General features: G+C 68.6%; 20 protein-coding genes. 16 read left to right on the forward strand and 4 right to left on the reverse strand.

Annotated features, from left to right (window positions below):
* Positions 1–68 precede the first annotated feature (68 nt).
* The 3 genes from M9902_RS05325 to M9902_RS05335 all read left to right on the forward strand — a co-directional run bounded on the left by M9902_RS05325 (position 69) and on the right by M9902_RS05335 (position 3300).
* Positions 69–2012: an ATP-dependent DNA helicase gene (locus tag M9902_RS05325; protein WP_297221501.1), complete on the forward strand. Its 1944-nt coding sequence runs from the start codon at positions 69–71 to the stop codon at positions 2010–2012.
* Positions 2013–2020: 8 nt separating this feature from the next.
* On the forward strand, positions 2021–2734 hold the full coding sequence (gene tsaB / locus M9902_RS05330; protein WP_297221464.1) for a tRNA (adenosine(37)-N6)-threonylcarbamoyltransferase complex dimerization subunit type 1 TsaB: 714 nt from the start codon (positions 2021–2023) through the stop codon (positions 2732–2734).
* A 77-nt stretch (positions 2735–2811) separates the two neighbouring features.
* Positions 2812–3300, forward strand: a complete 489-nt coding sequence (locus tag M9902_RS05335; RefSeq protein ID WP_297221465.1) for a hypothetical protein — start codon at positions 2812–2814, stop codon at positions 3298–3300.
* 44 nt (positions 3301–3344) lie between these two features.
* On the opposite strand, the gene M9902_RS05340 is transcribed toward M9902_RS05335, so the two are convergent.
* Both M9902_RS05340 and gshB read right to left on the reverse strand, forming a co-directional pair.
* Positions 3345–4232 (reverse strand): TonB family protein, encoded by an 888-nt coding sequence (locus tag M9902_RS05340; RefSeq protein WP_297221466.1) that lies wholly within the window; start codon positions 4230–4232, stop codon positions 3345–3347.
* On the reverse strand, positions 4232–5194 hold the full coding sequence (gshB, locus tag M9902_RS05345; protein WP_297221467.1) for a glutathione synthase: 963 nt from the start codon (positions 5192–5194) through the stop codon (positions 4232–4234). Before gshB ends, M9902_RS05340 begins: the two co-directional genes overlap by 1 nt.
* Positions 5195–5348: 154 nt before the next feature.
* Here gshB and pilG point away from each other — a divergent pair, with 154 nt between their 5' ends.
* From pilG to M9902_RS05380, 7 genes are all read left to right on the forward strand, one after another.
* Positions 5349–5750 carry a twitching motility response regulator PilG gene (gene pilG / locus M9902_RS05350; protein ID WP_297170626.1) on the forward strand — a complete coding sequence of 134 codons (402 nt, stop codon included), beginning with the start codon at positions 5349–5351 and terminating at the stop codon, positions 5748–5750.
* 16 nt (positions 5751–5766) lie between these two features.
* Positions 5767–6132 carry a response regulator gene (locus tag M9902_RS05355; RefSeq protein WP_297221468.1) on the forward strand — a complete coding sequence of 122 codons (366 nt, stop codon included), beginning with the start codon at positions 5767–5769 and terminating at the stop codon, positions 6130–6132.
* 336 nt (positions 6133–6468) lie between these two features.
* Entirely contained in the window at positions 6469–7038 is a 570-nt protein-coding gene (locus tag M9902_RS05360) for a chemotaxis protein CheW (protein ID WP_297170666.1), read from the forward strand.
* A gap of 33 nt (positions 7039–7071) precedes the next feature.
* A complete protein-coding gene (locus tag M9902_RS05365; RefSeq protein WP_297170630.1) occupies positions 7072–9087 on the forward strand; it encodes a methyl-accepting chemotaxis protein in 2016 nt (671 codons plus the stop codon).
* An 80-nt stretch (positions 9088–9167) separates the two neighbouring features.
* A complete protein-coding gene (locus M9902_RS05370) occupies positions 9168–14954 on the forward strand; it encodes an Hpt domain-containing protein (protein ID WP_297221469.1) in 5787 nt (1928 codons plus the stop codon).
* Positions 14951–15928: a chemotaxis protein CheB gene (locus tag M9902_RS05375; protein ID WP_297221470.1), complete on the forward strand. Its 978-nt coding sequence runs from the start codon at positions 14951–14953 to the stop codon at positions 15926–15928. The genes M9902_RS05370 and M9902_RS05375 overlap by 4 nt, the downstream gene beginning before the upstream one ends.
* An 8-nt stretch (positions 15929–15936) precedes the next feature.
* Entirely contained in the window at positions 15937–16410 is a 474-nt protein-coding gene (locus tag M9902_RS05380; RefSeq protein WP_297170636.1) for a chemotaxis protein CheW, read from the forward strand.
* A 31-nt stretch (positions 16411–16441) separates the two neighbouring features.
* Here the strand turns inward: M9902_RS05380 and M9902_RS05385 are convergent, their stop codons facing one another.
* Both M9902_RS05385 and bioA read right to left on the reverse strand, forming a co-directional pair.
* Positions 16442–17173, reverse strand: a complete 732-nt coding sequence (locus M9902_RS05385) for a 16S rRNA (uracil(1498)-N(3))-methyltransferase (protein ID WP_297221471.1) — start codon at positions 17171–17173, stop codon at positions 16442–16444.
* A gap of 43 nt (positions 17174–17216) precedes the next feature.
* Entirely contained in the window at positions 17217–18647 is a 1431-nt protein-coding gene (gene bioA / locus M9902_RS05390; protein WP_297221472.1) for an adenosylmethionine--8-amino-7-oxononanoate transaminase, read from the reverse strand.
* Between the two features lie 29 nt (positions 18648–18676).
* On the opposite strand from bioA, the gene nudE reads away from it, so the two are divergent.
* The 6 genes from nudE to M9902_RS05420 all read left to right on the forward strand — a co-directional run bounded on the left by nudE (position 18677) and on the right by M9902_RS05420 (position 23413).
* A complete protein-coding gene (nudE, locus tag M9902_RS05395) occupies positions 18677–19231 on the forward strand; it encodes an ADP compounds hydrolase NudE (RefSeq protein WP_297221473.1) in 555 nt (184 codons plus the stop codon).
* A complete protein-coding gene (cysQ, locus tag M9902_RS05400) occupies positions 19218–20009 on the forward strand; it encodes a 3'(2'),5'-bisphosphate nucleotidase CysQ (protein ID WP_297221474.1) in 792 nt (263 codons plus the stop codon). The genes nudE and cysQ overlap by 14 nt, the downstream gene beginning before the upstream one ends.
* The gene (gene mazG / locus M9902_RS05405; RefSeq protein WP_297221475.1) at positions 20006–20830 is read left to right on the forward strand and encodes a nucleoside triphosphate pyrophosphohydrolase; all 825 of its coding nucleotides are present in this window, start codon (positions 20006–20008) and stop codon (positions 20828–20830) included. The genes cysQ and mazG overlap by 4 nt, the downstream gene beginning before the upstream one ends.
* Before the next feature lie 158 nt (positions 20831–20988).
* Positions 20989–21294 (forward strand): DUF962 domain-containing protein, encoded by a 306-nt coding sequence (locus tag M9902_RS05410; RefSeq protein ID WP_297221476.1) that lies wholly within the window; start codon positions 20989–20991, stop codon positions 21292–21294.
* 352 nt (positions 21295–21646) lie between these two features.
* Positions 21647–22348, forward strand: coding sequence for a response regulator transcription factor (locus tag M9902_RS05415; RefSeq protein ID WP_297170668.1), 702 nt, complete (start codon positions 21647–21649; stop codon positions 22346–22348).
* A gap of 15 nt (positions 22349–22363) precedes the next feature.
* Positions 22364–23413: a HAMP domain-containing sensor histidine kinase gene (locus M9902_RS05420; protein ID WP_297221477.1), complete on the forward strand. Its 1050-nt coding sequence runs from the start codon at positions 22364–22366 to the stop codon at positions 23411–23413.
* Positions 23414–23550 lie beyond the last annotated feature (137 nt).

Genomic DNA, 23550 nt, shown 5'->3' on the forward strand with positions numbered 1-23550 from the left:
GTTCTCCAGCGCCCGGCCAGGAGCGGCTTGCGGTTGAGGTCAGTGCCGCGCTCGCGGCCGGCTCGGCGCTGGCCGGCTGTTTCCCCGGGTTCACGGAACGCCCGGCCCAGCAGCGGCTGGCCGCGGAAATCGCGGACACCGTCGAGGCACGCGCCATCCTGCTTGCCGAGGCCGGTACCGGCACCGGCAAGACCTTCGCCTATCTCGTCCCGATCCTGCTGTCGGGCGCCCGCACGATCGTTTCGACCGGAACCCGCGCGCTGCAGGACCAGTTGTTCCTGCGCGACCTGCCGCGGGTGCGCGAAGCGCTGGGCGTCGAGTGCAAGGTGGCGCTGCTCAAGGGGCGCGCCAATTACCTGTGCCACTACCGCCTGGAACAGACCCGGGAGGATCCGCGTTTCCAGCGCGGCCCGCTGGCGGCACAATTGCAACAGATCGTCGACTGGAGCCGGCAGACCCGCAGCGGTGACCTGGCCGAGCTCGACGGTCTGCCGGAGGATTCACCGCTGCTGCCGCAGGTGACATCGACCGCCGAAAACTGCCTTGGCACCGCCTGCGCGTTCTGGAACGAGTGCTTCGTGGTGCGTGCCCGCCAGCGGGCGCAGGCCGCCGACCTGGTCGTGGTCAATCATCATCTCCTGCTGGCCGACCTGGCGCTGAAGGAGGAAGGCTTCGGTGAAATCCTGCCCGGCGCGCAGGCCTACGTGGTCGATGAAGCCCACCAGCTTCCCGAACTTGCCGCCCAGTTCTTCGGGGAAGCCACCAGCCTGCGTGCGCTGACCGAGCTGGCCACCGATGTGATTGGCGAGTGCCGCCATCTGGCGGGCGCGTTGGCCAGCGTGCAGGGGCCGGCACGGGCGCTGGAGCTGGCGGCGCGTGCCGCCCGTGCGGCGATGGAAGTCCTGCCTGCGCGCGGCACCGCGTCGCGGGCGCTGGCGGCGGTGGACGTGGAGTCGGCCTTTGCGGCGCTGGTTGCGGCGCTGCGGAAGCTGTCGGACACACTGGAGCCGCTGCGCGAGGCGACGGCCGGATTCGATGCCTGCCGGCTGCGCGCGACGCTGTTGCTGGCCCGGCTCGAACGCTGGCTGGCAACACCGGAGGCAGCGCTGGCTCTTGATGAGGCCCGTGCCGATGCAGGCAACGCTGCGGCAGACGTGGACGCGGATCCCGACTTGCGTGTTTCCGTGCACTGGTACGAGCTGACCCCGCGCGGTTTCCGCTTGCAGCGCACGCCGCTGGACGTGTCCGAGCCGCTGCGGGCGCACCGCGAACGCTCGCACGCGGCCTGGGTGTTCACATCGGCGACGCTCGCGGTGGCCGGCAGCTTTCGCCACGCCGCCCGTCGTCTTGGCATCAGCCAAGCGCGTGAGTTGATCGAACCCAGCCCCTTCGACTGGCCGCGGCAGGCGCTGTGCTACCTGCCGCCGAACCTGCCGGAGCCGTCCGCGCGCGACTACACGCGCAGCGTGGTCGCCGCAATACTGCCGGTGCTGGAGGCCTCCGGCGGTCGCGCATTTCTGCTGTTTGCCTCGCATCGTGCCCTGCGCGAGGCCGAGGACTGCCTGCGCGACGCCCCTTGGCCGCTGTTCGTGCAGGGCAGTGAACCGCGCCACGCGCTGCTGCAGCGCTTTCGTGCTTCCGGCAATGGCGTTCTGCTGGGCACTGCCAGCTTCCGCGAGGGCGTGGACGTGGCCGGCGCGGCGCTCAGCGTGGTGGTGATCGACAAGCTGCCGTTCGCGGCGCCCGACGACCCGGTCTTCGAGGCCCGACTCGACGCGATCCGCCGGGCTGGCGGCAACCCGTTCCGCGACGAGCAGCTGCCGCAGGCGGTGATTGCGCTCAAGCAGGGCGCGGGGCGGCTGATCCGCACCGAGACCGACCGCGGCGTGCTGGTGTTGTGCGACCCGCGGCTGCGCGGCCGATCCTACGGGCGCACTTTCCTCGATTCCCTGCCGCCGATGCCTTTGACCCAGTCCATTGGCGACGTGGCGGCATTTTTCGCTGGTTCATAATGTCAGCGATGAGACTGCTTGCCTTTGAAACCGCGACCGAAGCCTGTTCGGTCGCCGTCTGGGCCGATGGCCAGGTGCTGGAACGTTTCGAGATCGCCCCGCGCCGGCACGCGGAGCTGGCCTTGCCCTGGGCCGAGGCGCTGCTTGCCGAAGCCGGACTGGTGCGCGCGCAGCTGGATGCGATCGCGGTCAGCCGGGGCCCGGGCGCATTTACCGGGGTGCGGCTCGGGATCGGGGTGGCCCAGGGGATCGCGCTGGCGCTGGATCGTCCGGTGGTCGCGGTTTCGACGCTGGCGGCGCTGGCGGCGAGCGCGTCCGGACCTGCGCAGGCGGCGGCCGGCCACGATATCCGCGTCCTCGCCGCCATCGACGCGCGCATGGGCGAGGTCTATTTGGGACGCTTTGCGCTGCGGGCAGGCGAGGTGGCCGGGCTGGGGCCGGAGTCGGTGCTGCGCCCGGACGCCGTCGAGCCCTTGGAAGGTGTCGGCTGGCTGGCTGTGGGCACCGGGTTTGCCGCGGCTGGGGGCGTGTTGCAGGCCCGGTTCGCGGGTGCGCTGGCGGGCGTGGACGCACAGGCCATGCCGCACGCAGGCGCAGTGGCAAGGCTGGCTGCGGCCGCGTTCGCGCGCGGCGAAGCCGTGGCGCCGGAGCGGATCGAACCTGCCTACCTGCGCGACAACGTGGCGCTCACCCTGGCTGAACAGCGGCGGCGTGCGCCCTGAGCCTCACGGGCCGTCACTTTGCGTTATCCTTCGGGAACGAGCCCCTTGATGCAAGCGAATTGATGCAAGCAAAACCCGTGACGTCGAGACATCTGATTTTCCTCGCCGCATTGGCCCTGGCTCCGGCATTCGCCGCTGACGTGCCCTACAACGGACACACGCTGGAAATTGCCGATGGTCAGGACAATGGCCCGATCCAGCGCATGCTCAGCGCGCAGTACACCATCCCGGGAACCGGCGCCGACATCATCAATAAAGCGCAGACCTGTGCGGGCGGGGTTGCCGGCCTGACCGTGGAATCGTCCGCGCCCGAGGCTGGCACGCTGGTGCTGCGGGCCACGACCGATTACCGCTCGGGGTTTTCGAGCTGGACGATTCGCAGCCGGCTCGATTTTGGCGCGGCCGATGCCGCTTTCCGCATCGCCGCCACGGAGATCGCGGTTCGGCAGGGCTCGGGAGACGAGGCGGCCTTCGCGCCGCTGGCCAAGGGCGCCTCCGGCTGGGAGAAAGGCCTGGACGCCCTGCTCGGGGTGGAAAACAAGCTGGTCGACTGCCTGTACCGCTGAAGTTCGGGCGCCTGAGCGCGCCGGGAAGCTCGGCCCTGCGCAGGTCAGCGATCGATCAGCTCGCCGCCCGGCAGGAATTGCCAGGTGCGGGTGACGTGGAGGATGTCGGGGTCCTCGCGGGTCTTGGGCAGCGGCGCGAACGGCTCGGACAGGCGGACGATCCGTTGCGCGGCCTCGTCCAGCATGGGGATGTGGCTGGAGCGGATGATCTTGATGCTTTCGACGCTGCCGTCGCGGCGCACTCCGACGCTGATCACCACAACCCCGCCGATGTGGCGACGGCGCGCCTCGTCCGGGTAATTCAGGTTGCCCACCCGCTCCACCCGGTTCACCCAGCCGCGCAGGTATTGCGCCCATTCGTATTCCTTGGTGCTGGCCGACACGAACTTGCGTTTGGGACGGCGCGCATACTGCTCGGAACGCAGCTCAATTTCCGCGGCCAGCCGCGCCATTTCGATGTCGTGATCGATCTTCTCGCGCCCGCGCGGCGCGGTGGTGGCATCGGCGTCGGGGCGGCTCAGTGGCTCGGGCAATGCGGTCTCGCCGCGCGTCGAGGCGACGATGCGGTCGCGCGGTGGCGGGCTCGGGGCCGGCGACTGCACGTGCAGCGGGCGCGGCGCCAGTCCGTCCTCCGGCTGCGGCAATGGCCCGGCCTGCGGGGCGCTGGGGCGACTGCTCTTGTCGTGCTCGCCGCCGCCCTGGTTGCTGGCCTGGGCGAGGAAGTCCGCCTGCTTTGGCGTCAGCGGGGTCTGGACCCGGGTCTGGATCACGTCCAGGGTGGGCACCAGCGGCGCCGCGTCCTCGAGGGTGAAGCCGATGCCGAAGATCACCATCGCATGCACCAGCACCGACAGCACCACGGTCGCGCGCATCCGCTCGACCTCGCCGATGCGCGGCGGTGGCGGAACGACCGGGGCGGGCGTGCTGGCCATCAGCCGCCGACCAGCGCTTCGATGCGGTCGAACAGGGTGCCGGCGATGTTCAGGCCGAACTGTTTGTCCAGTTCACGGATGCAGGTCGGGCTGGTGACGTTGACTTCGGTGAGATGGTCGCCGATCACGTCCAGGCCGACGAACAGCATCCCGCGTTCACGCATCAGCGGTCCGACCTGGGCGGCGATCCAGCGGTCGCGGTCGCTCAGCGGGCGACCCTCGCCGCGGCCACCGGCAGCGAGGTTGCCGCGGAACTCATCTCCCTGCGGGATCCGCGCCAGGCAGTAGTCCACCGGTTCGCCGTCAACCAGCAGGATGCGTTTGTCGCCGGCGGCGATCTCGGGCAGGTAGCGCTGCGCAAGCGCGAGCTGGCGCCCGCCTTCAGTCAGGGTTTCCAGGATCACGTTGAGGTTGGGGTCGCCGGCATGGGTGCGGAAGATCGAACGCCCGCCCATGCCGTCCAGCGGCTTCAGGATTGCCTCGCCCAGTTCGTGCACGAAGGCCTTGAGCGCCTTGCCATCGCGGCTGACCAGGGTGGGCGGGATGCACTGCGGGAACAGCAGCGCCGCCAGCTTTTCATTGAAATCGCGCAGCCCCTGCGGATCGTTCACCACCCGCGCGCCCTGGCGCTGGGCCAGGCCGAGGATCTGGGTGTCGTGCAGATAGGCGGCATCGACCGGCGGGTCGGTGCGCATCAGCACCACCTGGCCGGGACCGAGGTCCAGCGTGGTCCAATCGCCCCGGCTGAAATGGTCGCCGTGGATGTCGCGGACGGTCAGCGCGGCGGCGCTGGCAACGGCGCGCCCGGCCCGCACCGCCAGCCCGCCGGGGCGGACGTAGTGCAGGCGGTGGCCGCGCAGTTGCGCCTCCAGCAACATCGCGAAAGTGGAGTCCTTGGCGGTCTTGATGGATTCGATCGGGTCCATCACCACCACGACGTCAAGCGCGCTGGATTGCGGCATACGGGCCTTCCGGGATGGGGATGGGGATGGTAGCAGGCTGCGACCGGCTGCCGGTTTCGGCCATGCGGCGCTTGACAGTCCGTGCGCGTGCTGGAATATAGGTATTCCGCAATGCGTCGGTGCGTTGCGGCAGGCAATCGCCAAAGGGGACTACATGGCGCAGCAAGGCGACTCCGATTCGGGCCTCAAGGGTCTGAGGGTGATGATCATCGATGACTCGAGGACGATCCGGCGCACGGCGGAGACCCTGTTGTCGCGCGAAGGTTGCGATGTTGTCACCGCGACCGATGGGTTCGAGGCCTTGTCCAAGATCGCGGACCACACCCCGCAGATCATTTTCGTGGACATCATGATGCCCAGGCTCGACGGCTATCAGACCTGTGCGCTGATCAAGAACAACCAGACCTTCAAAAACGTGCCGGTGATCATGCTTTCGTCGAAAGATGGTTTGTTCGACAAGGCGCGAGGCCGTATTGTCGGGTCGGAGCAGTATCTCACCAAGCCGTTCACTCGGGAGGAGCTGCTCGGAGCGATTCGAACTTACGTGAACGCCTGACCAGGGGAAGGCAATCGTGGCCCGCATTTTGTTGATCGAAGATTCACCGACCGAGACCGCCGTGATGGTCCAGTTGCTCGAACGCAACGGCCATCAGGTGACGACCTCGGGCAGCGCCGAGGACGGCATCGAAGCCTGTCGGCGCGGCAAGCCGGATCTGGTCCTGATGGACGTGATCCTGCCGGGCATGAACGGTTTCCAGGCCACCCGCCTGCTGTCCCGCGATGCCGAGACCAAGCACATTCCCGTTCTCATCGTGAGCACCAAGGGCCTGGACACCGACCGGGTCTGGGGGATGCGCCAGGGGGCGAAGGATTACATCGTCAAACCACCGCGCGAGAGTGACCTGATCGCGCGCATCAATGCACTGATCGGACACTGACGCATGGCCAAGCGCGGCAAGCAGAAGCAGAAGCAGAAAGGCAAGCCGGCGGCAGCCCCCGCGGACAAGGCTGGGCAGGTTGCCGCTTCCGCTGCCGATGCGCCCGTGGACACCGAAGCAGACTCGGGTGCGGTGGCGGAAGCGGAAGTCAGCGCCGAAGCCGACGCCGTTGCCGAGGGAAGCGATGCGTCCGAGGCCGTCGTCGCGGCCGCCGAGGAAGTCGCGGCGGCCGCTGCCGACAGCGACTCGCAATCGGAGCCGGCCGCCGACGAAGCAGAAACCGTGGCCGAGCTTGACGCCGGCGCGGCTGATGCCGGTCTGGCGGAGCCAGTCGAAGTGCCGGCACCGCGGCCGCGCCGGGCCCGCCCGCGCGACCAGCGCTCACCGTTCCTGGTATTGGCCGACTACGAGCAGCGCAGCCTGGCGCACGTGGCCGGCCTGCCCGAACAGCTCGATGCGCCCGGGCTCTGGCGCGGCGTGGCCTACCGCATCGGGTCCCGCCGGCTGGCGTCCGGGTTCGATGAGGTGCTGGAAATCCTGCCGATGCCGGTCGTCACCCATATCCCCGGATCCATGCCGTGGATGCTGGGCGTGGCCAACATCCGCGGCACCCTGCTGCCGGTGGTCGACCTCAAGCAGTTCCTCGAGGGCGAGCGCACCGTGCTGCAGGAAAAGCAGCGGGTGCTGGTGGTCCACCAGCCTGGCGGCGACGTTGCCGTCACCATCGACGAACTCTACGGGCAGCGCAGTTTCATCGATGCCCAGGGCGTCGATGCCGCCGTGATTGCCGATGGCCGCTATGCGCATTTCGTCGAGCGCGCCTACCGATACGGTGATTTCGATTGGGGCGTGTTCAGCCTCAGCCGTCTCGCCCGAACCCCTGAATTCCGCCAAGCCGCCGCCTAATCCGCGGACTTCACTGCAAGCCGAGGTTTCAACATGAGCACGATGATGGATACTGCCGCCGGCAAGGGCCGCAATCTCAGCACCAACTTCTGGATCTGGATGCTGATCGGTTCGCTGGTCGTATTTGCGGGCAATACCCTGTACGCCACGACCAAGGCTTCGCGCCTGGGCGGTGCCAGTACCTCGGCATCACGGCTGCAGCTGAACTCGCAGCGCATGGCCAACCAGAGCCGTGAGGCCATCGACGGCAATGCGCAGGCCTTCGATGCCTTCAAGGCGACCCGGGCGGAAATCGACGAGGACATCAAGTCCCTGAACGATCGCTTCGGTGATACCGCCGGCGTTGCCGGGCCGATCCGCAGCGTGTCCGCGACCTGGGCGCCGCTGGCCAAGCGCGCCGACGAAGTGCAGGCCTCGCAGTCGGCGGTGCTGGCGCTGGCCGGCCACGCCGACAGCTTCACCTCCAAGGTGCCGCAGCTGCAGGCCCAGCTCAGCGAGGCGGTGCGCGGACTGGCGTCCGGCGGTGCGACCTCGGCGCAGCTGTTCACCGCGCTGAACCAGGTGGTGACCTCGGCTTCGATGGCCCGCCGCATCGCCGAACTGCGCGCCGGTGGCGAAGGCGCGCAGGTGGCGGCCGATGCGCTTGGCCGCGACGCGGCGGTGTTCGAGCGTCAGCTCAGCGCCCTGCGCGAGGGCGGTGGCGACATCGCCAAGGTGACCGCAGCCGGCGCGCTGGCGCCGCTCAACCAGGCCGCCGCGATGTGGGTGGGCATGAAGAAGGACCTGGACGCGATCGTCAGCGACTCCGGCAAGCTGATCGGCGCGCAAACCTCGGCGGCGGCGCTCGGCAGTGGCTCCGACAAGCTGCTTTCGGACAGCGAGAGCCTGTTCGCGGCCTTCACCTCGTTCGGCTCGCTGAAGGACACCAGCATCATCGGCGGCGTCTGGGTCAGCATCCTGTCCGGCGTGGTGGCGCTGTTCTCGATCGTCGGCCTGCTCTGGGCCCTGGGCCGCGCGCAGCGCGTCCGCTACCAGACCACCAAGGAACTGAATGACCGCAACCAGGAGGCGATCATGCGCCTGCTGGACGAAATGGGTTCGCTCGCGGAAGGCGACCTCACCGTGAAGGCGACCGTGACCGAGGACATGACCGGCGCGATCGCGGACTCGATCAACTTCGCGGTCGAACAGCTGCGTACCCTGGTGACCACGATCAATGACACCTCGGTGCAGGTGGCGTCGAACGCGCAGGAAACCCAGGCCACCGCCATGCACCTGGCCGACGCGGCCGAGCACCAGGCGCAGGAAATCAACTCCGCCACCGACCGCATCAACGAAATCGCGGCCAGCATCAACCAGGTGTCGCGCAACTCCGCCGACTCCGCCGAGGTGGCGCGGCGCTCGGTGCAGATCGCGACCAATGGTGCCGGCGTGGTGCGTCAAACCATCGCCGGCATGGACAGCATCCGCGACCAGATCCAGGAAACCTCGAAGCGCATCAAGCGCCTCGGCGAGTCCTCGCAGGAAATCGGCTCGATCGTGGAACTGATCAACGACATTTCCGAGCAGACCAACATCCTCGCGCTGAACGCGGCCATCCAGGCGGCCTCGGCCGGTGAAGCGGGCCGCGGGTTCGCGGTGGTGGCGGACGAAGTGCAGCGCCTCGCGGAACGTTCCTCCAACGCGACCAAGCGAATCGAATCGCTGGTGCAGACCATTCAGGCCGATACCAACGAAGCGGTCAGCTCGATGGAGCAGACGACCTCGGAAGTGGTCGCGGGTGCGCGCCTCGCCGAAGACGCGGGTACCGCGCTGGGCGAGATCGAAAAGGTGTCCTCCGACTTGTCCGGGTTGATTGAAGGCATCTCGGTGGCGGCGCAGGAGCAGTCCTCGGCGGCCTCCAACATCACCCAGGCCATGAACACGATTCAGGCCATTACCGCGCAGACCTCGCAGGGCGCCAGCCAGACCGCCGAATCGATCGGAAACCTGGCCCAGCTCGCGTCCGACCTGCGGCGTTCGGTCGCCGACTTCAAGCTGCCTGCCTGATCCGGAGTGCACAGAGGAAACGGAATGAACAGCACTCGCCAGGCCATCCCCGCGGCGCGGGGTCCTAACGGAGCCTCGACATGACGACGGCACTGCGGGACGCCATCGACCAAACCGCGCTCGGCTGGGTGAAGCCGGAAATCGACGAGACCCTGCGGCAGACGCGGATCGACCTGGAAACATTCGCCGATGCGCCGGATGACGCCTCGTCGATGAATTCCTGCATCAGCGGCCTGCACCAGGTGGCTGGCACCCTGCAGATGCTGGAATTGCAGGCGCCGACGCTGGTTGCCGGGGAAATGGAGCAAGTGGCGGTGGCCCTGCTCGGCGGTGCCGTGCAGCAGCGCGACGAAGCGCTGGCGGCGCTGATGCGCGGCATGGTGCAGCTGCCGGATTATCTGGAGCGCCTGCAGGGCGGTCACCGCGACATCCCGATCGTGCTGCTGCCGTTGATCAACGAGCTGCGCGCCGCGCGCGGCGCCGAGCCGATGGCGCAGGAAGATCTGCCCGCGCTGGTGGTTGCACCGACCGAAGCCGAACTCGAACACGCCCGCGGCAGCCTGGCCGGGCGCAACCGCGCCCTGCTCGACACGGTGTCGGCGGCGATCAAGGAAGACCTGCTGCGGGTCAAGGATGCGTTGGACCTGTTCCTGCGCGGCACCCGGGAAAATGTCGGTGACCTGATCCCGCAGGCCGAGGCACTGGACCGGATCGGCGACACCTTGGGCATGATCGGCCTGGACGGTGCGCGGACCACCGTGCATGCCCAGCGCCAGATCGTGCAGGACATTGCCACCGGCGCACGGCCCTCGAGCGAGGCTGACCTGATCGAGGTCGCCGGCGCGCTGATCACCATCGAACATTCCCTGGATGACCAGGTGGCCGACATCGGCAGCGGCAGCTCGGGCGGCGCCGAGGAAGACCAGCTGGCGCAGGAATCGCGCAAGGTCATGGGCGTGCTGTCGCGCGCCGCAGCGGCCAACTTTGCCGAAGTGCGCGGGGCGTTCGTCGCGTTCATCGAGACCAATTGGGACCATGCCGCACTGAAGAAGGTCCCGGACATGCTGACCGAGGTCAGCGGCGCGATGCGCATCCTCGAACTGCCGGAACCGGCGGGGTATCTGGATGCACTGCGGGCCTATTCCGAACGTGAACTGATCGCCAGAAAACGCGTGCCCGACGGTGTCCAGCTCGATACCCTCGCCGACGCCCTGTCGAGCATGGAGTATTTCCTGGAATCGCTGCGCGACCCGCGCGACACCCGCACCGATCTGCTCGGAAAGGCGCGTTCCAGCCTGGAGGCGCTGAGCTACTGGCCCATCCCCGAGCCGGAGGCCTTGCCCGAAGTGGAGGCGGCGCCAGAAGTCGAGGCGAGCGTCGAGGCGAGCGTCGGGACGACGGTCGAGGTGTCGGCCGGCGAAGCCGCCGCTGCGGCGACCGCCCAGGCGAGCGTCGAGGAGGACGAGGAAGCCGGCGCGCCGGAGGCCGCAGCGGCCACCGTCGCACTTGCGCAGGGCGGTTCCGGCCTGGATGCCGGATTCATCACCGCGGGCGAGGAAATCGACGACGAAATCCGCGAAATCTTCGTCGAGGAGTTCCAGGAAGAGCTCGCCAACCTCGACCAGCTGCTGCCACCGTGGCGGCTGCAGCCGGACGATGTCGAGCTGCTGCGCCCGATCCGGCGCGTGTTCCACACCCTCAAAGGCAGCGGGCGCCTGGTGGGTGCCAAGGTGCTGGGCGAGTTCAGCTGGCACGTCGAGAACATGCTCAACCGCGTGCTCGACGGCACTCGCCCGGCCAGCTATGCGGTCGTGGCCTTCGTCGGTGAGGTCAACGGCGTGCTGCCCAAGCTGCATGCGGCGCTGCGCGGCGAGCCCGGGTTCGACGTGGATATCCCCACTTTCGAGTCCGTGGCCGATCGTTTGGCGGCGGGCGAAGACGTGTTGCTGCAGGCGGCGGCGCCGGTGGCGGCAGAAGCCGTGCCGGAAGCGGCGGTCGAGCCGGTTTCCGAACCGCCGGCGGCGGCGGAAGCCGAGACCGCAGCCGTGGCAGTCGATCCGGTTCTGCTCGAAATTCTGGGCTCGGAAGTCGGCGGCCACCTCGAGACCATCGATGCCTGGCTGGCAGCTGCCCGCAGTGGCAATGCCCAGCCTACCGATGGGTTGGTGCGCGCCATCCACACCCTGAACGGTGCCTTCGCGATGACCGAAGTGCCGTCCGTCACCGAGTTCACGGCGCCGGCCGAGGGCTACGTGCGCCGGCTCATCGCGGCGCGCCAGACCCCGGATGCGGATGGCATCGCAACCATCGGCGAGATGGCCGATGCGGTGCGCGCGTCCACGGCGGCGTTGCAAAACACGCCCGATCGGGTGCCGCTGTATGCCGCTCTGGCCGGGCGCATGGCGGCCCTGCGCGATACGCTGCCGGAGCCCAGTGTGCCGTTCATCGACCATGCCGCAGCCGAAGCGCTGCGCGAGGCCGAAGCGGAGGCAGAAGAGGCCGAGCGCCTGGCGGCGGAGCAGGCGGCAGCGGAAGAGGCGGCGCGCCTGGAAGCCGAACGCGTCGCGGCCGAACAGGCCGAAGCCGAGCGCGTCGCGGCTGAACAGGCCGAAGCCGAACGTGCCGCGGCGGAGCAGGCGGAAGCCGAGCGCGTCGCGGCCGAACAGGCCGAAGCCGAACGCGTCGCAGCCGAACAGGCCGAAGCCGAGCGCGTTGCGACCGAACAGGCCGAGGCCGAGCGACTCGCTGCTGAACAGTCCGAAGCGGAACGGGCGGAAGCGGAACGGGCGGAAGCCGAGCGCGTGGCGGCCGAGCAGGCCGAAGCCGAACGCGTGGCGGCGGAACAGGCCGCAGCGGAGGCAGAAGAGGCCGAGCGCGTCGCGGCGGAGCAGGCGGCGGCGGAAGAGGCGGCCCGCCTCGAAGCCGAGCGCGTTGCGGCCGAGCAAGCCGAAGCCGAACGCGTGGCAGCGGAACAGGCCGAAGCCGAGCGCGTTGCAGCCGAGCAGGCCGAAGCCGAACGCGTGGCAGCGGAACAGGCCGAGGCCGAGCGCGTGGCAGCCGAGCAAGCCGAAGCCGAACGCGTGGCAGCGGAACAGGCCGAGGCCGAGCGCGTGGCGGCCGAACAGGCGGCGGCGCAGGAAGCGGCACGTCTGGAGGCCGAGCGCCAGGAAGTCGAACGCATCGCTGCGGCCCGCGCGGCCGCGGAAAAAGCCGAGGCCGAGCGGATTGCGGCCGAGCGCAGGGAAGCGGACCGGCGCGAAGCCGAACGGCGTGCGGCCGAGGCGGCCGCTGCCGCCAAGGCGCGCGAAGATGCCGCGCTGGCATCGTTGCTGGCAACCGCGACCGCGGCCGAAGACCCGGACGCGCCGCTCGATACCAGCGATCTCGACGTCGAATTGATCGATATCTTCGTCGAAGAAGGCAACGATCTGCTCGATCATTCCGACGGCCTGCTGGCGCAGTTGCGCGATGCCCCGGACGACAATGAGCTGATCGTGGGCTTGCAACGCGACCTGCACACCTTCAAGGGTGGCGCGCGCATGGCCGGCATGATGACGGTTGGCGAACTGGGCCATGCCATGGAGTCGCTGCTGGAAGCCGTGGCGGTCCAGCGCGCCGAGCTCGGGGACGATGGCGTGCGTCTGCTGGAGCGCGGCTTCGATCGCCTGCGCGACATGGTGACCCGGGTGACGGCGCGACGTGCGGTCGGCTTGCCGGCCATGCTGATCGAGGAATTCGTCGCCCGTTCCGAAAACCGGGCCTACGAAGCGCCTGCGGCGGCCGAGCCGCAGCCTGCCCGCCAGCCGGAGGCGGTCGAGCCGCCGGAAGTGGACGCGACACAGGCGGCCGAGGCCGGCAGCGATGCGGCCCCGGCCCAGGCCGACGCGGCCCCGGCAAGCGCCGATTCAACGGCAGAGGAAGCGACGCCCCGGGCTGCGGAAGTCCCTGCGCCGGCCAAGGTTGCCGCCCTCAAGCCGCTGTCGGCACCGATCGACGAGCGGGCGTTTGCCGGCGACGACGATGCCGCCGTGCGCGCGCCGCAGGAACAGGTCCGCATCCGCGCCGACCTGCTCGACCGGCTGGTGAATTACGCCGGCGAAGTCGCGATCTACCGCGCGCGCCTCGAACAGCAGCTTGCCGCGTTCCGCGCCACCGCGCAGGAAATGGAACGCACCAACATCCGCCTGCGCGACCAGCTGCGCCGCCTCGATTCCGAGACCGAAGCGCAGATCATGGCGCGCTACCAGCGCCAGGGCGAGACCGGGGATGAATCCTTCGATCCGCTGGAACTGGACCGTTTCAGCACCCTGCAGCAGCTCTCGCGCGGTCTGGCCGAATCGGCCGCCGACTTGCAGAGCCTGCATGATTCGATGGACGACCTCACCCGCCAGTACGAGACACTGCTGACGCAGCAGTCGCGGGTGAGCTCGGACCTGCAGGAAGGCCTCATGCGCACGCGCATGCTGCCGCTGGACTCCTTGCTGCCGCGTCTGCGTCGGGTGGTGCGCCAGGCCGCGGGCGAGACCGGCAAGCAGGCGGTGCTCAAGGTCGACGGGGCGCAGGGCGAACTCGATCGCAGCGTGCTGGAGCGTATGACCGCGCCGCTGGAGCACATGCTGCGCAACGCCGTGGCGCACGGGCTGGAAGCGCCCGATCGGCGCGCCCAGGCCGGCAAGTCGCTGGAAGGCGCGATTCGGATCGCGGTCCGCAACGAGGGATCGGAAGTGGTGCTGGAGGTCGGCGACGATGGCGCCGGCCTCAACCGCGATGCCATCCGCAAGCGGGCGACCGAGCGCAGCCTGATCCAGGCCGACGCGGTCATGACCGACGCCGAGCTCGATCGGATGATCTTCGAGCCGGGCTTCTCGACCGCCGAGTCGGTCAGTCGCCTCGCCGGCCGCGGCGTCGGCATGGACGTGGTGGCGAGCGAAGTCCGCCAGCTCGGCGGTTCGATCGAGATCCAGTCCAAGCCGGGCGAGGGCACCAACTTCGTGCTGCGCCTGCCGCAGACGCTGGCGGTGACGCAGGCGGTGTTCGTCAAGATCGGCGAGACCGAATACGCGGTGCCGATCGCCTCGGTGCGCGGCGTCGGCCGCATCCCGCGCGAGGATCTGGCCAAGCCGGATGCGGTGTACCGTTATGGCGGCGAGGATTACGCCCTGCACGATCTCGGCGCGCTGGTCGGTGCACCGACGGCGAAGGCCGAAGGCCAGATCCAGATGCCGCTGCTGCTGATCGGCTCCGGCGAGTTGCGCGCGGCGGTGGCGATCGACCAGGTGGTTGGCAGCCGCGAAATCGTGGTCAAGGACGGCGGCCCGCAGCTGGCTTCGCTGCCCGGCGTGTTCGGTGCGACCATCATGGGTGACGGCCGCGTGGTCGTCATTCTCGACATCGCGCCGATGGTGCGCCGCTACGTTTCGATGGCGCACCTGGAGGTTCCGGTCGAGGAAGCGCCGGCCGAAGAGCAGCGCAAGGTGCCGCTGGTCATGGTGGTCGACGACTCGGTGACGATGCGCAAGGTCAGCGGCCGCGTGCTGGAACGCCACGGCTTCGAGGTGGCGACGGCGAAGGACGGCCTCGATGCGCTGGAGCACTTGATCGATATCGTGCCGGATCTGATGCTGCTGGACATCGAAATGCCGCGCATGGACGGCTACGAGCTGGCCACGGCGATGAAGGCCGATCCGCGCCTTCGCAACGTGCCGATCATCATGATCACCTCGCGCACCGGCGACAAGCATCGCCAGCGCGCGATCGATATCGGCGTCGAACGCTATCTCGGCAAGCCTTACCAGGAAGCCGAGCTGATGCGCAACGTGTTCGAGCTGCTCAAGCTGGAGCGCGTGGGCGACGGTAGCCTGCAATGACAGGCCGGAAGGTGGTCGTGCTGGCGAAAGCCGGCGCCGCCTGTGACCGGACCGTCACGGCGGTCCGGCAGTCCGGCGCCGAGTTGCTGGCCACACTTGACCCGGCGTCGGTGGCCGAGGCCGACGTTCGCGCCAGTGCGCCCGAGGCGCTGCTGGTCGTGCTGGATGCGGCCACCGAGGCGGCACTGGGCAAGTTCGATGACCTGTTCGCGGATCCGACGCTGGAAGTGCTGTTTGATGATGCCGAGGTTGCCGCCAAGCGCACCGGTTGGGAGGAAGCCCGCTGGGCGCGGCATCTGAAGGCCAAGCTGTCCGGCAGTGGCAACGTGCTGCCCGAGCCGGTGGGCAGTGCTGCGGGAGACGGCGGGTTCGAGGCCGAGATGCAGGCGTTGACGCTGGCGGTGGCAACGCTGCCCAGCGAACCGATGCCGTCGCGACATGCCCCCAAGCTTGCCGACGGGTGCGTCGTGATCGTGGCGGGCGTGGGCGGGCCCGATGCGGTGCGCCAGCTGCTGGGCGCGCTGCCGGCCGGGTTCCCGCGGGCGTTGCTGTTGCGACAGCGCATCGAAGGCGCGCAGTACGATCGCCTGGTGCGGCAAATGCAGCGGGCGACCCCGCTGCCGGTTGTGCTGGTCCAGCCAGGCGATGTGCCACAGCACGGCACGGTGCACGTCCTTCCGGATGGCGTGGACGTGGAGACCGGGGAAGCCGGGCTGGTTTTCGCCGCGGCCAACGGCGAGCCGCGCTTTGCCGCTCTGCGCCAGAGTGACAGCGCGATGCTCCTGCTCAGCGGCGCCGATCCGGCGATGGTAGACGTGGCGCTGACGCTGTCACTGGCCGGCGGTCTGGCGCTGGGCCAGGCCCCGGAAAACTGCTTTGATTCAACCGCCACCCAGGCGCTGGTCGCGCGCGGTGGTGATTCGCGCAGCCTGACCATCATGGCGCGTCAACTCCTGGAACGCTGGTCACCCTGAGGACTCCCATGGCCGATCTTGCCCACATCATCCGCGGCGTGTTGATCCAGGTGGCTGGCGCGCGCCTGCTGCTGCCCAACGCGGCGATTGCCGAAGTGTTGTCCTACGCGCCGCCGGATCCGATTGCGGGTGCGCCCGATTGGCTGCTCGGCCGCATTCGCTGGCGCGGCTGGGCGCTGCCGCTGATCGCGTTCTCGCGCTTCTCCGGCATTGCCGAAGAACAGGGCGGGCTGGGCAGCAAGGTGATCGTGCTCAAAGCCTTGGGCGGCGATACCAAGCACCCGTACTTCGCGGTGCTGACCCAGGGCTTCCCGCGCTTGGTGACGGTGACCGATACCGCCCTGACGCGGCTCGATGAAAGCGGCGAGGAATTGCCCGAAGGCGTGCTGTCACGGGTGCGGCTGAACGAAGACAATGCGTTCGTCCCGGACCTCGAAGACCTGGAAACCAGCCTGCGCGAAGCGCTGGAACTGGTCGCCTGACAGGTTGCTTGATCGCAGACGCGGCGCGGCTCTAACCCAGATCCCCTGCCAGCGCTTGCAGTACCGCGATCGCCGCGATTCCAGCGGTTTCCGTGCGCAGCACGCGCGGACCCAGCCGCAGACCGCCGAAACCGGCGGCGCGCAGTTGCTCCAGGTCGCGCGGTGACCACCCGCCTTCGGGCCCGATCGCCAGCGTGCACGCCCGTTGCAGCGACGCCGCGACGCTGCGGGCAGAGCCTTCCGCCAACGGATCGAGGACGAAGCCGGGACCGTCGCGCAATCCCGCGGCCTGTGCCAGCGGTTGCGGTGGCGCCAGCTCCGGCAGCAGCGCGCGCTCGCTTTGCTCGCAGGCCGAGACCGCGACCTCGCGCCAATGCGCCAGCCGGCGTTCGGCACGCTCGCCATTGAGGCGGACTTCGCTGCGTTCGCTGAGCACTGGCAGGATCCGCGCCACGCCCAATTCGGTCGCCTTCTGCACGATCCAGTCCATCTTCTCGCCGCGCGCGATGCCCTGCAGCAGGGTGATTCGCAGCGGGGATTCGTTTTCGATCAGGCGACGCGCGGTGATCTCGACCCGCGCCTCGCGCTTGCCGACAGCGACGATGCGGGCATCGCAGTCATGCCCATCGCCATTGAACAGTACGCAGGCATCGCCTTCGCGCAGGCGCAGCACGCGCAACAGGTGCTGGGCGATGGCCTCGGGCAACACCGCCGTCGTGCCGACGGCCAGCGGCTGGTCGAGATGGCAGCGAGTCAGTCGCATCGGCAGGCCCCTGCACGCAAAGTGGAATCGAAACGATGGCGCGTCATGACGCCGCCGCCGTGAGCGCCGCGCGCGTCGCCTGTGCCAGCTGCTCCAGCTGCGCAGCATCGACGCAGTAGGGCGGCAGCCAGTACAGCACGTCGCCCAGCGGGCGCAGCAATACGCCATGCTCCAGCGCGGCGCGGTACATGCGCAGGCCACGGGAGCCGGAGATTTCCACCGCATGGCCGTCCTCGCGGTTGTCCGGCTCCGGATGCAGCTCGATGGCCAGAATCATCCCGGTCTGGCGCACTTCCGCCACCCGCGGGTGCGCGGTCAGCGGTGCGGCCAGTTCCGCCATGCGCACAGCGGTACCGTGGTTGCGCTCGAGCACGCCATCGGTATCGAAGATGCGCAGCGACGCCAGTGCCGCCGCGCAGGCCAGCGGATTGCCGCTGTAGCTGTGCGAATGCAGGAAGGCGCGCTCGCGCGAATCGTCGAGGAAGCCGTCGTAGATCGCCTGTGTCGCCAGCACCGCGCACAGCGGCAGGAAGCCACCGGTCAGGCCCTTCGACAGGCACAGCAGGTCGGGCTGGATGCCGCCTTGTTCGCAGGCAAACAGGGTGCCGGTGCGGCCGAAGCCGACCGCGATCTCGTCGGCGATCAGGAAGATGCCGTGCGCATCGCACAGCTCACGCGCGCGCCGCAGATAGGCCGGAGGGTGCATGCGCATGCCGCCCGCGCATTGCACCAGCGGTTCGAGGATGAAGGCACAGATCTCCCCGGCATGCGCCTGGAACAGCTGTTCCAGCGCATCGGCGGCGGCGTGGGCGCATTGCTCGGCGCTGGCGGAATCGCGGCTGCCGAAAGCGTCGGGCGAGGGTGCAAACAGCGCCTCGGGCAGCAGTGGGGCATACACGCGCCGGTACAGGGGCAGGTCGCCGACCGCCAAGGCGCCGATGGTCTCACCGTGGTAGCTGCCGCGCAGGGCGACGAAGCGGGTGCGACCGCGATCGCCGCGGTTGTGGAACCAGTGGAAGGCCATCTTCAGCGCGACCTCGACCCCGGAGGAGCCGTTGTCGGCATAGAACACCTTGGCCAGCGGGGCGCGCCCGGCTTGCCGGGGCGCGACAGCGAGCAGGCGTTCGGCCAGTTCCACCGCCGGCGGGTGCGAACAGCCGGCGAGGATGACCTGTTCAAGCGTCTGCGCCTGGCGGGCGATGGCGGCGGCGATCCGCGGCTCGGCGTGGCCGTGCAGATTGGTCCACCAGCTGCTCACCGCGTCCAGCACGCGGCGACCGTCGTGGCCGATCAGCCACGCGCCTTCCCCGCGCGCCACCGACAGCAGTGGCAGCGCGGCGCTGTCCTGGCCCGTCGCCGGCAAGCCGACGCCGTGCTCGCGCATCTGCGTGCACGGATGCCACAGCACCGCGAGATCGCGCGCGCGCCAGCGCTGCGCGGCCGCTATCATGTCGTCATCGTGACGTCCTTCCATTCCGCCATTATCGCCGCCAAGGCGCTCGCATGAGTCGCCGCCTGCCGACCATCCACGGCATCACCGAGCAGGACGCCGGCCCGTACCGGATGGAGCGGCTCGACCTCGAATTCGACAACGGCGAGCGCCGCCTGTACGAGCGCCTGCACGGGCGCGGCCACGGTGCGGTGGCGGTGGTGCCGATGCTGGATGCCGACACCGTGCTGTTGATCCGTGAATACGCGGCCGGCGTGCACCGCTACGAACTCGGCCTGGTGAAGGGCCGCATCGACGCCGGCGAGTCGCCCGAGCAGGCGGCCAACCGGGAATTGATGGAGGAGGCCGGCTACGGCGCGCGCGAGGTCCGGGTGCTGCGCAGCCTGACCCTGGCGCCAACCTACATGAGCCACCAGACCCATCTGGTGCTGGCGCGTGACCTGTATCCGCAGCGCCTGCCGGGCGACGAACCGGAACCGCCGGAAGTGGTGCCGTGGAAGCTGGCCGAGCTGGACCAGCTGATCCTGCGGGAAGATTTCTCCGAAGGCCGCACGATCGCCGGCCTGTTCATCGTTCGGGAGTGGCTGCAACAGCATGGACATCAATGACGAGCTGCGTGAAGGCGTGATCGCACTGGCGCGGCAGGCCGCCGAGGCCATCCTCGCGGTGTACGAGGGCAGCGACTTCGGGGTGCAGGAGAAATCCGACCATTCGCCGCTGACCGCCGCCGACATGGCCGCGCATCGCTGCATTACGGCGGGCTTGCAGGCGTTGACGCCAGAAGTTCCGGTGCTGTCGGAAGAGTCCAAGGGCGTGGACATCGCCGAGCGCAGGACCTGGCGAACCTTGTGGCTGGTGGATCCGCTCGACGGCACCCGCGAATTTATCAAGCGCAATGGCGAATTCACCATCAATATTGCGCTGGTCGAAGATGGCGTCGCGAGCTTTGGCCTGATCCAGCAGCCGGTGACGGGCGGGCTCTGGCATGGCGGTGCCCACGGCGCGTTCCGTCGCGACGGCGAGCGCGATGTCGCCATCCACACCCGCAAGCCGGCCATCGCGCCGCTGCGGGTGGCGGCCAGCCGCTCGCATCGCGACGCCCGCACCCAGGCCTTGCTGGACGCGCTGCCGGGTGCGGAAGTCATCGGCTGCGGTTCGGCGCTCAAGTTCTGCAAACTCGCCGAAGGCGGCATCGACCTGTACCCGCGCTTCGGGCCGACCAGCGAATGGGACACCGGCGCCGGCCAGGCCATCCTCGAAGCCGCCGGTGGCGCGGTGCTGGATCCGCAGGGGCGGCCGTTCCGTTACAACCAGCGCGACGGCCTGCTCAACGGCGATTTCATCGCCTTGGGTGACGCGGAGCTGCGCGCAAGGCTGCCGACGTGAGCCCGCAGCACGCGATCGACGACCTGCTGGCCATCATGGCCAGGCTGCGTGACCCGGCGACCGGCTGCCCGTGGGACAAGCAGCAGACCTTCGCCACGATCGCGCCCTACACCATCGAGGAAGCCTACGAGGTGGCCGATGCGATCGACCGCGGCGACATGGCCGACCTCAAGGACGAGTTGGGCGACCTGCTGCTGCAAGTGGTGTTCCACGCGCGGATGGCGCAGGATGCCGGCGCGTTCGCGTTCGGCGATGTGGTCGCAGCCATCTGCGACAAGATGACCCGTCGCCATCCGCATGTGTTCGGCGATGCCAGTTTCGAAGACGCCGAAGCCCAACTGGCCGATTGGGAAGCGCGCAAGCGCGCCGAGCGTGCGGCCAAGGGGGAGTCCGATGCGTCGGCGCTGGCCGGAATCGCGCGCGGCATGCCGGAATGGCAGCGGGCGGTGAAGTTGCAGCACAAGGCCGCCAAGGTCGGTTTCGACTGGCCGGGGCCGGAGCCCGTGCTGGAAAAATTGGCGGAGGAAATCGCCGAGGTGCGCGCCGAATTTGCCGCGGTCGCCCGTGCGCCGGACGATGCGCAAGCGCGTGATCGGCTGGAAGACGAGATCGGCGACGTGCTGTTCGTCTGCGCCAATCTTGCCCGCCATGCCAAGGTCGACGTGGGCAGTGCGTTGCGCCGCGCCAACCATAAATTCGAGCGCCGGTTCCGGGCGATGGAAGCGCTGGCCGATGTCGACGGCGGATTGGCGGGCAAGTCACTGGCCGCGCAGGACGCCTATTGGGATCGCGCCAAGGCTGCCGAACGCAAGCGCCCGTAGGAGTGCACCGAGGCCGCAGGCTGTAGGAGTGCACCGAGGCCGCAGGCCGAGGGGCGCGAAACGCCCGACGCTCGCAATGCCAGTCGCGCTCCTGCGGTGCGCTCCCACAATCCGGGTCGGCAAGTGCAATCATGGCGGCCGCTGCAGGGAGAAAATCGATGAGCGAGCGCTTTGCCAGCTTCCGCGAGTTCTATCCGTTTTATCTGGGCGAACATCGCAACCGCACCTGCCGGCGCCTGCACTTCGTCGGGACGAGTTTTTCGATCGGCTTCATCGTGCTGGCGCTCAAGTCGATGCAGCCGTGGTGGCTGTTGGCGTCGCTGGTGTCCGGCTATGCCTTCGCCTGGGTCGGGCATTTCTTCTTCGAGAAAAACCGCCCGGCCACCTTCAAGCATCCGCTGTACTCATTCATCGGCGATTGGGTGATGTACAAGGACATCCTGATCGGGCGCATCCCGTTCTGAGGGAATCACCCAAAGGCAAGAGGCATCCGCGCGGCCGGCTTCACTCGGGGACCATCGGCGGCAGGGATGCCGCCGATGAGCCTACATGGATGTATTCACGGCGTGTCCCCGAGTGAAGCCGGCCGCACGGATGCACGCGAGCCACGCAGTCGCCCCACGGAAATCAATCACGCCGAGGTGGCCGGACCAGGCAAACATCCCGAACAAAGAGGGGCACATCAGTCGTCACAGGATCAACAAGCGCGCGGGCAGGTCGGGCGTCTCGTGATCGCCGGAGAGTAGGGGCCGCCTTCACGCCCTTTCGACCGTGCGGGCCGCATCTTGCACGCAACGGAGTGGACAGGTGCGGCGCATGCAGGACAAGGAACAGGCGGGCTTGGTGCTCATCATCGAGGACAACCGCAACATTTCCGAAATGGTCGGCGAATACCTCGAGAGCCGGGGCTTCGAAGTGGACTATGCGGCCGACGGCGTCGATGGCTATCGCCTGGCCTCGGAGAATACCTACGATGCCATCGTGCTCGATTTGATGCTGCCGCGACTGGACGGGGTCGAGGTCTGCAAGCGGCTGCGCGGGGAAGCGCGCAGGGCGACGCCCATCCTGATGCTGACCGCGCGCGATACCCTCGATGACAAACTCACCGGGCTGTCCTCCGGCGCCGACGATTACCTGACCAAACCATTCGCGATCCGCGAACTGGAAGCGCGCCTGCATGCCCTGATCCGCCGCGACCGCCGCCAGATCGGCGCGGAGGCGCTGCGCATCGGCGACCTCGAATTGGATCCCGGCGCGATGCGGGCCACCCGCGCGGGCGTTGAATTGCAGCTCTCGCCGATCGGACTGCGGCTGCTGTCGATCCTGATGCGCGAATCGCCGCGCGTGGTCAGCCGGCAGGAAATCGAGCGCGAGATCTGGGGCGATGACCTGCCCGATTCGGACACCCTGCGCAGCCACCTGTACAACCTGCGCAAGGTGGTCGACAAACCCTTCGGCCGTCCGCTGCTGCACACCGTCCAGAGTGCCGGCTATCGCGTCGCCGACCTGGCGGCGTGAATCACGGCGGCTGTCGTGACGACCTGGCAATACCGCGTTCGCAGGATCTTCTTCCTGCAGCTGGCCCTGCTGATTGCCGTCGCCGCCGGTGGGCTGGCGGCGTTGGCGTGGTATGGCAGCGCGTTGCGGTCGTGGCTTCCGCCGCTGGTGTTTTTCGTCGCGGCGCTGATGATGCTGGCGGTCATCTGGATCGGCGACCGTGCTGCCCGCCGTGCGATTGCGCCGGTGTGCTGGATCCTGCGCGAAGTCGGCGCCTGGGATCCGCGCCGCCCGAACCCGGATGCGTTGGCGCCCGAGCGGTTGCCCAAAGGCATTCGTGATGACGTGCGCACGCTTGCGGATGCCTTGCATGGCTTCGGTTTGCGCCTGCGCGAGCACGCCGCGCGCGAACGCGAGTTCACCCGCGCCGCCAGCCATGAGCTGCGGACGCCGCTGACGGTGATCCGGGTCGCCGGTGACCTGATCGGTCATGACGAGACGCTGTCGGAGGCGTCGCGTCGCTCGCTGGAGCGGATCCAGTCGTCGGCCGTCGGAATGGAGGCGATCATCGACGCCCTGCTGCTGCTGGCGCGCAGCGAGGAAGTGGAGCCCGAAGCCGAGGATTTTGCCGTGGCCGAGCTGCTGGAGCGGGAGCTGGATCGGGTCCGGCCCGTCGCCGAAGGCAAAGGTCTGGCCTTGCGAATGGAGCGCAGCCACGATCTGGAACTGCATGCGCCGCCGCGGGTGCTGCAAATCGTGCTCGGGCGCCTGCTCGACAACGCAATCCGCTATACCCGGGAAGGTGAGGTGCAGGTCCGCCTGCTGGCGGACCGTTTGCAGGTGTGCGACAGCGGCATCGGCATGGACGCGGCGACGCTGGAGCATGCCGTGGAGCCGTTCTACTGCGGTTCGGGTCCCTGCGATGCCTCCGGGCCGGGGTTGGGACTGACCATCGCCCATCGGCTCGCCGAACGCTGCGGGTGGTCGCTGGCACTGGAAAGCACGCCAGGCCGCGGCACCTGCGCCAGCGTGGTGTTCCAGCCCGATCGAGAGGCAATGGTCTCGGCGCGCCCGACCGCCGAGTGAGGCCATCTCGGGGCTGAACGACGCGGGAAGATGCGGGCCGGACCATCCCGAATGGCACGGTGCATGAATGCGCGGTCCGGGTAGCATCCGCAGCCTGTCAACCTTTGCGGCACGCATGCGTTGAGTGAGGCGTTGCC

This window comes from Thermomonas sp. (assembly GCF_023953935.1).
In the GTDB taxonomy this organism is placed as follows: Bacteria; Pseudomonadota; Gammaproteobacteria; order Xanthomonadales; family Xanthomonadaceae; genus Thermomonas.

What these genes read in the sequence shown, in the direction of transcription:
- tsaB (WP_297221464.1), top strand. Translation starts at nt 2,021, where the DNA reads ATGAGACTGCTTGCCTTTGAAACCGCGACCGAAGCCTGTTCGGTCGCC.
- M9902_RS05340 (WP_297221466.1), bottom strand. Translation starts at nt 4,232, where the DNA reads ATGGCCAGCACGCCCGCCCCGGTCGTTCCGCCACCGCCGCGCATCGGC.
- gshB (WP_297221467.1), bottom strand. Translation starts at nt 5,194, where the DNA reads ATGCCGCAATCCAGCGCGCTTGACGTCGTGGTGGTGATGGACCCGATC.
- pilG (WP_297170626.1), top strand. Translation starts at nt 5,349, where the DNA reads ATGGCGCAGCAAGGCGACTCCGATTCGGGCCTCAAGGGTCTGAGGGTG.
- M9902_RS05365 (WP_297170630.1), top strand. Translation starts at nt 7,072, where the DNA reads ATGAGCACGATGATGGATACTGCCGCCGGCAAGGGCCGCAATCTCAGC.
- M9902_RS05370 (WP_297221469.1), top strand. Translation starts at nt 9,168, where the DNA reads ATGACGACGGCACTGCGGGACGCCATCGACCAAACCGCGCTCGGCTGG.
- M9902_RS05375 (WP_297221470.1), top strand. Translation starts at nt 14,951, where the DNA reads ATGACAGGCCGGAAGGTGGTCGTGCTGGCGAAAGCCGGCGCCGCCTGT.
- M9902_RS05380 (WP_297170636.1), top strand. Translation starts at nt 15,937, where the DNA reads ATGGCCGATCTTGCCCACATCATCCGCGGCGTGTTGATCCAGGTGGCT.
- M9902_RS05385 (WP_297221471.1), bottom strand. Translation starts at nt 17,173, where the DNA reads ATGCGACTGACTCGCTGCCATCTCGACCAGCCGCTGGCCGTCGGCACG.
- bioA (WP_297221472.1), bottom strand. Translation starts at nt 18,647, where the DNA reads ATGGAAGGACGTCACGATGACGACATGATAGCGGCCGCGCAGCGCTGG.
- nudE (WP_297221473.1), top strand. Translation starts at nt 18,677, where the DNA reads ATGAGTCGCCGCCTGCCGACCATCCACGGCATCACCGAGCAGGACGCC.
- cysQ (WP_297221474.1), top strand. Translation starts at nt 19,218, where the DNA reads ATGGACATCAATGACGAGCTGCGTGAAGGCGTGATCGCACTGGCGCGG.
- M9902_RS05410 (WP_297221476.1), top strand. Translation starts at nt 20,989, where the DNA reads ATGAGCGAGCGCTTTGCCAGCTTCCGCGAGTTCTATCCGTTTTATCTG.
- M9902_RS05415 (WP_297170668.1), top strand. Translation starts at nt 21,647, where the DNA reads ATGCAGGACAAGGAACAGGCGGGCTTGGTGCTCATCATCGAGGACAAC.